Source organism: Pseudomonas guineae (assembly GCF_900113745.1).
Lineage (GTDB): Bacteria > Pseudomonadota > Gammaproteobacteria > Pseudomonadales > Pseudomonadaceae > Aquipseudomonas > Aquipseudomonas guineae.
The window spans coordinates 837671-850563 of record NZ_FOQL01000001.1; the positions used below are offsets into that span (position 1 = coordinate 837671).

The 12893-nt window shown below is 60.1% G+C and carries 11 protein-coding genes; all 11 read right to left on the reverse strand.

From position 1 onward, the window contains the following. Position 1 precedes the first annotated feature (1 nt). The 11 genes from BMZ32_RS03905 to rsmH are packed head-to-tail and all read right to left on the reverse strand — an operon-like array spanning position 2 to position 12893. Complete coding sequence (locus tag BMZ32_RS03905; protein WP_090239841.1) at positions 2–952, reverse strand: D-alanine--D-alanine ligase; 951 nt, start codon at positions 950–952, stop codon at positions 2–4. Beyond that, positions 949–2358, reverse strand: a complete 1410-nt coding sequence (murC, locus tag BMZ32_RS03910; protein WP_244153940.1) for a UDP-N-acetylmuramate--L-alanine ligase — start codon at positions 2356–2358, stop codon at positions 949–951. Before murC ends, BMZ32_RS03905 begins: the two co-directional genes overlap by 4 nt. 34 nt (positions 2359–2392) lie before the next feature. Then, positions 2393–3463: an undecaprenyldiphospho-muramoylpentapeptide beta-N-acetylglucosaminyltransferase gene (gene murG, locus BMZ32_RS03915; RefSeq protein WP_090239846.1), complete on the reverse strand. Its 1071-nt coding sequence runs from the start codon at positions 3461–3463 to the stop codon at positions 2393–2395. Further along, positions 3453–4679 carry a putative lipid II flippase FtsW gene (ftsW, locus tag BMZ32_RS03920; protein WP_090239849.1) on the reverse strand — a complete coding sequence of 409 codons (1227 nt, stop codon included), beginning with the start codon at positions 4677–4679 and terminating at the stop codon, positions 3453–3455. The genes murG and ftsW overlap by 11 nt, the downstream gene beginning before the upstream one ends. Further along, the gene (gene murD / locus BMZ32_RS03925; RefSeq protein WP_090239852.1) at positions 4679–6025 is read right to left on the reverse strand and encodes a UDP-N-acetylmuramoyl-L-alanine--D-glutamate ligase; all 1347 of its coding nucleotides are present in this window, start codon (positions 6023–6025) and stop codon (positions 4679–4681) included. The genes ftsW and murD overlap by 1 nt, the downstream gene beginning before the upstream one ends. 7 nt (positions 6026–6032) lie before the next feature. Continuing rightward, on the reverse strand, positions 6033–7115 hold the full coding sequence (mraY, locus tag BMZ32_RS03930) for a phospho-N-acetylmuramoyl-pentapeptide-transferase (RefSeq protein WP_090239854.1): 1083 nt from the start codon (positions 7113–7115) through the stop codon (positions 6033–6035). Then, positions 7115–8485, reverse strand: a complete 1371-nt coding sequence (locus tag BMZ32_RS03935) for a UDP-N-acetylmuramoyl-tripeptide--D-alanyl-D-alanine ligase (RefSeq protein ID WP_090239856.1) — start codon at positions 8483–8485, stop codon at positions 7115–7117. Before BMZ32_RS03935 ends, mraY begins: the two co-directional genes overlap by 1 nt. Beyond that, complete coding sequence (locus tag BMZ32_RS03940) at positions 8478–9941, reverse strand: UDP-N-acetylmuramoyl-L-alanyl-D-glutamate--2,6-diaminopimelate ligase (protein WP_090239858.1); 1464 nt, start codon at positions 9939–9941, stop codon at positions 8478–8480. The genes BMZ32_RS03935 and BMZ32_RS03940 overlap by 8 nt, the downstream gene beginning before the upstream one ends. Further along, positions 9941–11665, reverse strand: a complete 1725-nt coding sequence (locus BMZ32_RS03945; protein ID WP_090239860.1) for a peptidoglycan D,D-transpeptidase FtsI family protein — start codon at positions 11663–11665, stop codon at positions 9941–9943. Before BMZ32_RS03945 ends, BMZ32_RS03940 begins: the two co-directional genes overlap by 1 nt. After that, positions 11662–11955 (reverse strand): cell division protein FtsL, encoded by a 294-nt coding sequence (ftsL, locus tag BMZ32_RS03950; RefSeq protein ID WP_090239864.1) that lies wholly within the window; start codon positions 11953–11955, stop codon positions 11662–11664. The genes BMZ32_RS03945 and ftsL overlap by 4 nt, the downstream gene beginning before the upstream one ends. After that, the gene (gene rsmH / locus BMZ32_RS03955; protein WP_167376709.1) at positions 11952–12893 is read right to left on the reverse strand and encodes a 16S rRNA (cytosine(1402)-N(4))-methyltransferase RsmH; all 942 of its coding nucleotides are present in this window, start codon (positions 12891–12893) and stop codon (positions 11952–11954) included. The genes ftsL and rsmH overlap by 4 nt, the downstream gene beginning before the upstream one ends.

The following is a 12893-nucleotide window of genomic DNA, read 5'->3' on the forward strand; positions in this document are numbered from 1 at the left end:
GTTAACCCCGTGCTTCTAGGCTGTCAGCAAGAATCGCCAACACCAGCTGTTGAAAATCCAGACCGGCTGCCTTGGCCGCCATCGGTACCAGGCTATGGTCGGTCATACCGGGAACCGTGTTGACTTCCAGCAGCCAGAACCGGCCATTGCCATCCTGCATCACGTCAGCACGGGCCCAGCCCTGAATACCAACCGCTTCGCAAGCGCGCGCAGTGAGTTCTACAAGCTCGGCTTCTTTGTCAGCGTCCAGACCGCAAGGAATGCGGTACTGGGTGTCATTGGCCAGGTACTTGGCGTCGTAGTCGTAGAAGCTGTGTGGGGTGCCCAGGGCGATCGGCGGCAACACCTGACCGCGCAGCACGGCGATGGTGAACTCAGGGCCGGCGATCCATTGCTCAACCAACACCTGCGAGTCGTAGCCACTGGCATCCTGCCAGGCTGCAATTAATGCCTGCAGGTCGCCAACCTTGGCCATACCGATGCTCGAGCCCTCATGCGCAGGCTTAACGATCAGTGGGAAGCCCAGATCAAGCGCCGCCGCTTCACAATCAGCAGCCGAGGCTAATACCGCATGGCGCGGGGTCGACAAGCCAAGGCTCTGCCACACCTGCTTGGTGCGCAGCTTGTCCATGGCCAGCGCCGAGGCCAGGATGCCGCTGCCGGTGTAAGGAATACCTGCACACTCCAGCAACCCTTGCATCGCACCATCTTCACCGCCACGGCCGTGCAGGACGATAAAGGCTCGGTCGATTTTTTCACTGTTTAGGCGCTGCAGTAAATCCGTCCCAACATCGATACCAAAAGCATCCACGCCGGCGCTCAGCAGCGCTTGCAGCACGGCATTACCGGACTTCAACGACACTTCACGTTCGGCGCTCTTGCCGCCGAACAACACAGCGACACGGCCGAAGGCGCTGACGGGGTACTGGGATTTCAAGTTCTCGGCACTCATTTCGACTGACCTTCAACCGCCGCGAACAGCGGACTTTGCAACAGTTGCGGGGCCAGGCCGCCGATATCGCCGGCACCTTGGCAAAGAAGAATGTCACCCGCGCGCAGCAGCGGTTTGACGATCGGCGCCAGGTCTACCCCGCGCTCGATATAGATCGGATCGATTTGGCCGCGCTGACGAATGCTGTGGCACAGCTGACGGCTGTCCGCGCCCGGAATGGGTTCTTCACCCGCCGGATAGACGGCCATCAGCAACAACACGTTGGCATCGCCCAATACCTGCACGAAGTCGTCATACAGATCACGGGTACGGCTGAAGCGGTGCGGCTGGTAAACCATCACCAAACGGCGCTCAGGCCACCCGCTGCGTACGGCCTTGATCACGGCGGCGACTTCGCGCGGGTGGTGACCATAATCGTCGACCAGCATCACGCTGCCGCCCTCGACTGGCAGGTCGCCATATACCTGGAAGCGTCGACCGACACCCTGAAAGCCCGACAGGCCGTGGATGATGGCGTCATCATTAATGCCCTCATCGGTGGCAATGGCGATGGTGGCCAGGGCGTTCAGTACGTTGTGATTGCCCGGCATGTTGACCGACACATCCAGCGGCTCGCGGTCGCGACGGAGCACGGTGAAGAAGGTCTGCATACCCTGATGACGCACATTGATAGCGCGCACATCGGCGCCCTCATCGAAGCCATAGGTCACGATAGGTCGCGACACCTGCGGCAGAATTTCGCGCACAAACGGGTCATCCACACACATCACTGCCAGGCCATAAAACGGCAGGTTGTGCAAAAACTTGACGAAGGTGGCCTTCAACTTATTGAAGTCGCCGCCATAGGTACTCATGTGGTCCATGTCGATATTGGTCACGACCGAGACCATGGGCTGCAGGTGGAGGAAGCTGGCATCGCTTTCGTCGGCTTCGGCGATCAGGTAACGGCTGCTACCCAGCTGCGCGTTAGTGCCCGCTGCATTCAGCCGGCCACCGATGACGAATGTTGGGTCCAGACCACCGGCGGCGAACACCGAGGCCAACAGGCTAGTGGTGGTAGTTTTACCGTGGGTGCCGGCGACGGCGATGCCGTGGCGGTAGCGCATCAGCTCGGCAAGCATCTCCGCACGCGGCACCACAGGAATGCGTCGCTCCAGAGCGATGGCGACTTCCGGATTACTGGTGTTGATCGCACTGGAGACCACCAACACGTCAGCCTGCTCGGCGTTTTCAGCACGATGGCCAATGAAAATCTGCGCACCGAAGCTTTCCAGGCGCTCGGTCACCGCCGACACTTTCAAGTCGGAGCCGGAGACCTCATAGCCAAGGTTGAGCAGCACTTCGGCAATGCCACACATGCCGGCACCACCGATGCCGACAAAATGAATACGACGGATGCGACGCATACGGCGAATTTCCGAACGAGCAGCAGCGGGAGACTTAGCCACGGGCCACCTCCAGGCAGATATCGACTACGGTGCAGGTTGCATCCGGCTTGGCCAGACGACGAGCCGTCTGCGCCATTTGAGTGAGTTGTTCGGGGTGCATCAAAACCTCGGTCAGCTGCGCGGCCAGCGTGGCGGCGTCAGTGGAACGTTGTGGCAGCAGTACGGCAGCGCCGGCACTGGCCAAGTAATCGGCATTACGGGTTTGGTGGTCGTCGATCGCATGCGGCAACGGCAGCAGGAAAGCTGGCAGGCCGGCGGCGGCCAGCTCGCTGATCGTGAGCGCACCGGAACGACAGACCACCAAGTCCGCCCAGGCATAAGCCCGCGCCATGTCTTGGATAAATGGTGCGACCTGCGCTTCGACGCCAACCGCGCGATAGCGTTCAGCGGTAATTGCATCATGTTGTTTGCCGGCCTGATGAAACACCTCAGGGCGCAGCTCAGCAGCCACCAGCGCCAGGGCCTCAGGCAGCATTTTGTTCAAGGGTTCGGCGCCCAGGCTGCCGCCCAGCACCAGCAGGCGTGGCTGACGATTGCGCAGCGAATCCCGTGGGGTTTCTAGAAACAGCTCTTCGCGCACCGGGTTACCGGTGGTGCGGCGCTTTGCGCTATTGCCGAAGGTATTCGGGAAGGCTTCACAGACGCGGCTGGCGAATGGCACTAGGCTGCGGTTGGCCGTACCGGCTACAGCGTTCTGCTCGTGGATGATCAATGGTGCGCCATTCATCCGCGCAGCCAGGCCGCCTGGACCGGTGACATAACCACCCATACCCAGCACACACACTGGCTGCAGCTCATGCATCACTTTGCGTGCCTGAAACAGCGCCTTGATCAACTGGAAGGGTGCTTTCAGCAGGGACAGCTTGCCTTTGCCGCGCAAACCGCTGACATCAATCAAATGCAGCGGCAGGCCAGCCGCAGGCACCAACTCATTCTCAATGCCGCGAGGCGTACCCAGCCAATGCACGCTGTAACCGCGCGCCTTGAACTCGCGGGCACAGGCAAGAGCGGGGAATACATGGCCACCGGTACCACCGGCCATGATCAGGACATTACCGCGCATGCTGAACCTCCTCGACGGCTTGGCCTTCGAAGAAATCGGATTCTTTAAATTCAACATCTTCGCTGCCCAGTTGCGTGCGGCGCTCCCACTCGATACGCAGCAATAGCGCCAAGCTGATGCAGCAAATCACCAGAGAACTGCCGCCATAACTGAGGAATGGTAGGGTCAAGCCCTTGGTTGGCAGCAAACCGACATTCACACCAATGTTGATCAGCACCTGACCGATCCACAGGAAAGCCAGGCCATAGGCCACATAGGCGGAGAAGAACTGCTTGGCCTTCTCTGCCCACAAGCCGATATACAGAGCGCGCACGCTGACAAACACGAACAAACCAACCGTAAGCAAGGCACCGACCATGCCCAGCTCTTCGGCCAATACGGCAAACACGAAGTCGGTATGCGCTTCCGGCAGGTAGAACTGTTTTTGCACGCTGTTACCCAGGCCAACGCCTAACCACTCGCCACGGCCGAAGGCGATCAGCGCCTGACTCAGCTGGTACCCGGCGCCATACTGGTCCGCCCACGGGTCAACAAAGTTGGTCAGGCGTTCTAGGCGATAGGCCTGACTGGTCATCACCCACACGCCAAGCCCCAGCACGCCAGTGGCCAGCGGAATAAAACGCAACAAGTTGACCCCGCCGAGGAACAACATAGCGATGGCAGCCCCAACCAAGACCACGGTCGCGCCAAAGTCGGGCTCGGCCAGCAGCAATGCCGCAATGGGTCCCAGCACCATCATCGGTTTAATAAAGCCGGTGAGTTTCTCACGCACTTCGGTCTGGCGACGCACCAGATAGGCGGCGATAAACATCACGCTAAATAGCTTGGCCAGCTCAGACGGCTGCAAGTTGAAGATACCCAGGCCGATCCAGCGCTTGGCACCGTTGACTTCACGGCCAATGCCCGGCAACAACACCAAAACTAGCAACACCACCGCCGCCAGTAACAGCATGCCGCTGTAACGCTGCCACAGGGCCATGGGCACCAGCAGCGTGGCCAGTGCAGCGCCGATGCCGATAGCCAAATAAATCAGGTGACGAATCATGTGGTACAGCGGGTTACCCGTCTGCGCCGCCGCTACTTCCGAGGACGCTGAAGTGATCATTACCAAACCCAAGCCGAGCAGTGCCAGGCAACCGGCCAGCAGCGGGAAGTCGATGTCGATCCCGCGACGGGTATGCAGGGGCGATGGCGCGGCGAGCAGTCGGGCAAGCATCAGCGCAAACCCTCCACGGCTTGGGCGAACAGACGTCCGCGCTCTTCGAAATTCTTGAACATATCCAGGCTGGCGCAGGCCGGCGACAGCAGCACGGCATCGCCTGCCTCGGCTAACTCGGTAGCGCGCCGTACTGCTTCCTCAAGCGTCTTGACTCGGATCAGCGGGGCAGCGTCGCCCAGCACATCAGCCAAGCGTTCAGCATCGCGCCCGAGCAGCATCACCGCACGACAAAACTGACCGACTGGCTTCTTCAGCGCCGAGAAATCAGCGCCTTTGCCATCACCACCGGCGATCAGCACCAGCTTGCCGTCGATATCCGCGCCCAGACCGTCGATGGCCGCCAGTGCGGCACCAACGTTGGTGGCCTTAGAGTCGTCGTAATAGCTCACGGCATTGCGCTCGCCGACCCACTGGCAACGATGCGGCAAGCCAGCGAACTGCTTGAGCGTTGCCAGCATCGGCTCGAACGGCAGACCGACGGCATGACCCAACGCCAAGGCCGCCAGGGCGTTGGACTGATTGTGTGCGCCACGAATCTTCAATTCACGCACTGGCAACAAGGCAGCGAACTGGTAGCCCAAACTCTTCTCGCCATTTTCCTCAATCAGACCGAAGCGCTTGAAGTCAGGCTTGCCCAAACCGAAGTACCAGCATGGCAACTGATCGGCGACCAGTGGCCGTGACAATGCGTCATCGCGGTTCACCACCACCTGCCGCGCGCCGCGAAAAATGCGATGCTTCGCCAGGTGATAGGCCGGCAGATCGGCGTAACGATCCATGTGGTCTTCGCTAATGTTCAGGCAGGTCGCCACTTCCGCATTGAGTTGGTCGGTGGTTTCCAACTGGAAGCTCGACAATTCCATGACATACAGCTCAATGCTGTCATCCAGCAAATCCAGCGCCGGGGTGCCAAGGTTGCCACCCACGGCGACCTTCTTACCGGCCGCAGCGGCCATCTCGCCCACTAGGGTGGTGACGGTGCTTTTGGCGTTAGAACCGGTGATGGCGATGATCGGCGCCTTGGCATAGCGAGCAAACAGGTCGATGTCACCCGACAGCTTCACCCCGCGCGCCGCAGCCGCCTGCAACGCCGGAGTAGCGACGGCCAGCCCCGGGCTGACGAGCAGCTCACTGGCGCGGCAGAGGAAGTCCACATCCAGTTCGCCACAGCGCACTTCAACCTGCGGGAACTGCTCACGCAAGGTGGCGAGTTCCGGCGGGTTGGCACGCGTGTCGACCACGGCAAACGGTAAGCCCTGACGTGCGAGGAAACGCACCAGGGACATGCCGCTCTTGCCGAGGCCGACAACGATGCGGAAGTGGTCAGAAGCGATCAGGCTCATGGGTTCCTCAACGCAGTTTCAGGGTGGCAAGGCCGATCAGCACCAGAATCACGGTGATGATCCAAAAGCGCACGATCACGCGCGGCTCGGGCCAGCCTTTGAGTTCGAAATGGTGATGAATCGGCGCCATGCGGAACACGCGCTTACCGGTCAACTTGAAAGATGCGACCTGGATGATCACTGACAGGGTTTCCACCACGAAGATGCCGCCCATGATGAACAGCACCACTTCCTGACGGACGATCACCGCAATCGTGCCCAGGGCCGCACCGAGCGCCAGTGCGCCGACATCGCCCATAAAGACTTGCGCCGGGTAGGTGTTGAACCAGAGGAAACCCAGGCCAGCCCCAACCAGCGCGGCGCAGAACACAATCAGCTCACCCGCGCCCGGCACATAGGGAATAAACAGGTACTCGGCGAACTTCACGTTGCCTGACAGGTAACAGAAAATCCCCAACGCGCCGCCAACCATCACAGTGGGCAGAATCGCCAAGCCATCCAAACCGTCGGTCAGGTTCACTGCGTTGCTCGAGCCGACGATGACGAAGTAGCTCAGCACCACAAAGCCCAGGCCCAGCTCAAGGCTGAAGTCCTTGAGCATCGGCAAAATCAGGGTGGTTTCTACCGGGCTTTGCGCTGTCATATAAAGGAACAGCGCAGCGCCCAGACCAAACACCGATTGCCAGAAGTACTTCCAGCGGCTCGGCAGGCCCTTAGAGTTTTTCTCGATGACCTTGCGGTAGTCATCAACCCAGCCGACTGCACCGAACAGCAGGGTGACAGCCAACACAGTCCACACGTAGCGATTGGACAGATCAGCCCACAGCAGAGTGCTGACGGCAATCGCTGAAAGAATCAGCGCACCGCCCATGGTCGGCGTGCCCTTTTTTGACAGGTGCGACTGCGGGCCGTCGTTACGCACCGACTGGCCGATCTGGCGAATCTGCAGCGTACGAATCATCCACGGCCCCAGCCAAAGCGACAGTGCCAAGGCAGTCAACACGCCCAGAATGCCGCGCAGTGTCAGGTACTGAAACACTGCAAAACCCTTGTGGAACTGTTGCAGGTACTCCGCCAGCAGCAGCAGCATTAGTGAATCTCCCCGGATGTGCCACACAGCGCTGCTACGACTTTTTCCATCGCCGCGCTGCGTGAACCTTTAATTAGAAGGGTGGTATCGCCCTGCTCGTCTTGCAGCGCAGCAATAAGGCTGGCCTGGTCATTGAAATACCGGCCAGCAGAACCAAATTCTTCGACGGCATAGGCCATCAGGGGACCCACGGCATACAGCGCATCAACTTTGCCAACGGCGTAGCCACCGACCTGACGATGGCCCTGCTCAGCCCACTCACCCAGTTCGCCGATATCACCCAACACCAACACCCGACGCCCCGAGAAACCGGCGAGGATATCGATGGCAGCGCACACGGAGGTCGGGTTGGCGTTGTAGCTATCGTCAATCACCCGTAAGCCATTCGGCGAAATCTGCGCGACGGAGCGGCCTTGGACTGGCTGTAATTTTTCCAGCCCGGCCTTGATCGCAGCAGGATCAATCCCTAACGCCAAAGCGGCAGCAGCAGCGGCCAGAGCGTTAGCCACATTGTGCTCGCCAAGCAGGTTGAGCTGAATACGCACCTGGTCGCTGGCGCAGTGCAGGGTAAAGGCCGAGCAACCACGGACATCGCGCACTAAGTCACTGGCGTAGACGTCGGCCGCGCAGTTATTCAATGCAAAAGAGCTGACAACGCGACCATTGGTACGCTGCTGCCAGATGGCGAAAGCCCTGTCGTCGAGGTTGAGCACGGCCACACCGCTGTCGCTCAAGCCTTCGAGAATTTCACCCTTGGCTTCGACAATTTTCTCTGGCCCGCCGAACTCACCCACATGCGCCGTGCCGGCATTGTTGATGATGGCCACCTGCGGCTGGGTCAAACCCACGGTGTAGGCGATTTCGCCGACATGATTGGCGCCCAATTCGATCACCGCCGCCACATGTTCAGGCGCCAGCTCCAGCAACGTCAGCGGCGCACCGAGGTCGTTATTCAGGTTACCGCGAGTCGCCAGTACCGGGCCTTGCAGGCCTTCACGCAGAATACTGGCGAGCATTTCCTTAACAGTGGTCTTGCCGCTGGAACCGGTAATCGCCACCACGGGCGCGCTGAACGCCTGGCGATTGAGCGCGCCCAGCTGGCCGAGGGCCAAACGGGTATCGGCAACCAGCAGTTGCGGCAATGGTGCGCCAACCACCTCACGCTCAACCAGGGCCGCCACTGCGCCCTTGCCCGCGACGTCAGCCAGGTAGTCATGGCCATCAAAACGCGGGCCGGCCAGGGCGACAAACAGCTGACCCGGCTGAATCACCCGGCTGTCGCTGCTGACGGCACTGAACGCCACATCCGCACCGATCACGCGGGCGTTCAATGGCTCAGCTACGTCGCTCAAGAGCAGCGACTTAAGCATGCGCCACCTCCCATGCTGCCAAAGCCTTGGTTGCTTCGACTAGGTCGGAGAACGGCTGGCGCACGCCATTGATTTCCTGGTAGTCCTCATGGCCCTTGCCAGCCAGCACCAGCACGTCATCGGCTGAAGCCGCGGCAACCAGCTGGGCAATCGCCTGGCCACGGCCGTGAACGAACTGCACCGCTTCGGGGCTGACAAACCCGCTGCGAATATCGCTGAAAATCTGCGCTGGGGCTTCGCTGCGCGGGTTGTCATCGGTGACCAACACAGCATCGGCCAGACGCTCGACCACGGCTGCCATCAACGGACGCTTGCCATTGTCGCGATCACCGCCACAGCCGAACAGGCACAGCAGGCGACCTTTGACGTGTGGACGCAGGGCTTCGAGGACTTTTTCCAGAGCATCTGGGGTGTGCGCGTAATCAACCACCACCAGCGGCTGCTTAACGCCGCCTAGGCGCTGCATACGGCCAACCGGGCCCTGCAACTGCGGCAGCACCTTGAGAATTTCATCCAGCGCATAATCCAGGCCGAGCAGCGCGCCGACCACCGCCAGCAGGTTGCTAAGGTTGAAACGGCCGAGCAGCGAGCTGCGCAGATTGCCTTCACCGCGTGGGGTGACCAGCGTGGCGCGCACGCCCTGCTCGTCAAACTGCGCATCGCGGCAATACAGGTAGGCGCTTGCATCTTCCAGGCTGTAGCTGAGCAGGCGCGACTCATGCACAGCACCCGCCAACTCACGACCAAAGGCATCATCCAGGTTAAGCACCCGGCAGCGCAGACCCGGCCAGACGAACAACGCCGCTTTTGCCTCAGCGTAAGCCAGCATCGAACCGTGGTAATCCAGATGATCACGGGACAGATTGGTCAGTACTGCCACATCAAACGCCAAGGCCGTGACACGGCCCTGATGCAGACCGTGGGATGACACTTCCATTGCCACCGCACGGGCACCGGCATTTTTCATATCGGCCAAGGTGGCTTGCACGCCGATGGGGTCAGGCGTGGTGTGACGACCCTGCTCCAAGGCGCCATAAAAACCATTGCCGAGGGTGCCGATAATGCCGCAGCGCTGGCCGAGCAGGTCCAGCGCCTGAGCCAGCAATTGACTGACGCTAGTTTTGCCGTTGGTGCCGGTGATACCAACCAGGTTGAGGCCGCGACTTGGCTCACCATAGAAACGCCCGGCAATCGCTGAAAGCTGGCCCACCAAGCCTTTGATGGCGACCAGCTCGCTGCTGCTGGCCGTCATCTCGGCCGCGCCTTCAGCTTCAAATGCCACTGCCGCTGCGCCACGCGCAACGGCATCGGCGATATGTACGCGCCCATCCTGCTGAGTACCGGGGACGGCAAGAAACAGATCACCCGGGCGGACCTTGCGGCTGTCCAGAGTCAATTCACGAATCAGGGTAGAGCTGACTGCTTCAGGGAGCAGCTTGCTGAGGGGCATAGGCATTAGATACGCCCTCCTTTAATGGCTTCGACGACCGCCGTTTGCGGTTCTGGCAGGTTGTCCGGTGCGACGTTCATCAGGCGCAGGGCGCCGGCCATGACTTTGCCAAATACCGGTGCGGAGACCAGGCCGCCGTAGTAACCGCCCTGGCTTGGCTCATCAATTACAATGGCCACGGCAATACGCGGGTCGCTGACCGGACCAAACCCGGCAAACAACGAGCGATAGGCATTGTCTCGATAGCCACGGCTACCCACTGAAACCTTGCGCGCGGTACCGCTCTTACCGGCCACGTGGTAGCCCGGAACCTTGGCGCGATAAACCCCACCCGGCGCTTCAATCACCTGCTGCAACATGCCCTGCATGGTGATCGCAATCGCTTCGGGAATCACCTGAACGGAGTCCGGTTTGCGGTCGACACGTGCTAGTGACAGATGGGTGCTGCGGCCATTGTTGGCCAGCACTGAATAGGCATGAGCCAGCTGTACAGCCGTTACTGACAAGCCATAGCCATAAGACAGCGTGGCCGTTTCGGCTTTGCGCCATTCACGGTAGTTCGGCAGGTTGCCGATGCGCTCACCCGGAAAGCCGAGCCCAGTATCCTGACCCAAGCCAACTTGCTGCATCACTTCGAAGATCGACTGACCGCCGATATCAAAGGCAATTTTGCTCATGCCGACGTTGCTCGACTTGATCAGTATCTCAGTGAGATTGAGCGGGCCACTGCTGCGCGAGACGTCACGAATGGTGTACTTACCGATCTGCAGAGTACCCGGGTAAACATCGACCGTATCCGACGCTTTCCAGCGACCGCTTGCTAGGGCAGCGCTCATGGAGAACGGCTTCATGGTCGAGCCAGGCTCGAACACATCAATCATCGCCCGGTTGCGCATCGCCGCTGGCTGCAGGTTGCGGCGATTGTTCGGGTTGTAGGTCGGCTGGTTGACCATCGCCAATACTTCACCGGTGCGTACATCGACCATGACCAGGCTACCGGCCTTGGCACCGAACTCGAGCAGCGCATTGCGTAATTCACGATGGGCGAGGTATTGCAAGCGCAGGTCAATCGACAATGCCAAGGTCTTACCGGCCTTGGCATTCTGCGCAACCTGTACATCTTTAATCAGCCGGCCGCGCCTGTCCTTGAGCACCTGGCGCTTGCCGGGCACCCCAGCTAACCAATCCTCGAACGCCAACTCCATGCCTTCACGGCCACGGTCATCAATGTCGGTAAATCCCACCACATGGGCCGCTACTTCACCCGCCGGATAGAAGCGGCGAAATTCTTCAATGCCATATACGCCCGGCACTTTCATATCGAGAATGCGCTGACCCTGCTCAGGCGTCAGCCCGCGCACCAGATACATAAACTCGCGCTCGGCATTGGCCTGCAAGCGCACACCGAATGCCTTGGGATCTTGGCCCAGCGCGGCTGCCAGCTCATCCCACCTGGCCTTGCCGCTTTGCAACTCCTTACCATTAGCCCACAGAGTGGTCACCGGCGTACTAACGGCCAGCGGCTCACCGTTACGGTCGGTGATTAGCCCGCGGTGCGCTGGGATCGGAATATGGCGCACACTGCGTGCGTCGCCATGGGCCTGTAGAAAACGCTGATCAAACACCTGTAGGTCGACAATGCGCCAGGCAATAGCGCCCACCATCAATGCCAACAACAGCAGCACTAAGCGAAAACGCCACGGATAGAGCGCGCCTTCAAGCCCGGTCATGGTGCCACCATGCGAACTTCAGCAGCATCTGGAATACGCATACTCAGGCGCTCAGTCGCCAACTTCTCGATGCGGTTGTGCGCTGTCCAAGTACTTTGCTCAAGAATCAGCCGACCCCATTCTGCCTGCGACCTATCGCGCACGCTCAGTTCGGCATACAAGTTATTAAGCAGTTGACGATGCCAATGCGCGCTGTAGGAAACGCCAATGGCCGACACCAGCACAGCCAGAAACAGCAGCAGCATCAGCAAGCTGCCGCCCGGCAATGGCTTAGCGAACAGGGTGCTCATCGCACCTTCTCGGCAATACGCATCACCGCACTGCGCGAACGCGGGTTGGCTTGCAACTCTGCCTCGGAGGCGAACACCGGCTTACCGATCAACTTCAAGCGCGGCTCGAAGGCTTTCGGGATGATGGGCAAGTCACGCGGCAGCTTGTCCGCCTCGCCCTTGGCATGCTTGCGCATAAACAGTTTGACGATGCGGTCTTCCAGCGAGTGGAAGCTGATTACGACCAGGCGGCCGCCCACTTCAAGGCTTTCTAGGGCCGCATTGAGACCGCTTTCCAGATCACCCAATTCGTTATTGATATAAATGCGCAACCCTTGAAACGCGCGGGTCGCCGGATTCTTGCCTTTTTCCCAGGCCGGATTGGCCACGGTGAGCACCTGCGCCAAGTCGGCGGTACGTTCAAACGGCTGTTCAACGCGACGCAGGACCACAGCACGAGCCATTCGCCTGGCGAAGCGCTCCTCACCGTACTCTTTGAATACTCGGGCAATTTCTTCTTCGCCAGCACTGGCGATGAACTGCGCCGCACTGACGCCCGCATCCGGGTTCATACGCATGTCCAGCGGACCGTCATGCATAAAGCTGAAGCCGCGCTGGGCATCATCCAGCTGCGGCGAAGACACGCCCAGATCGAGAAGAATGCCGCTGACCTTGCCGGCCAGATCGCGCTGCGCGAGTTCATCGGCCAACTCGGCAAAGCTGCGCTGCACAACGACAAAGCGGCCGTCTTCGGCCGCTAGCGCATTCCCCGTGGCAATTGCCAGGGGATCTTTATCAAACCCTAGCAGGCGACCGTCTGGCCCGAGCCTTTCCAGGATCAACCGGCTATGCCCACCGCGACCAAAGGTACCGTCTAGATAGCAACCACTCGCGCGCGCAGCCAGCCCCTCGACAGCCTCGTCGAGTAGCACAGTGATATGGCGGTAGTTACTGGTCAT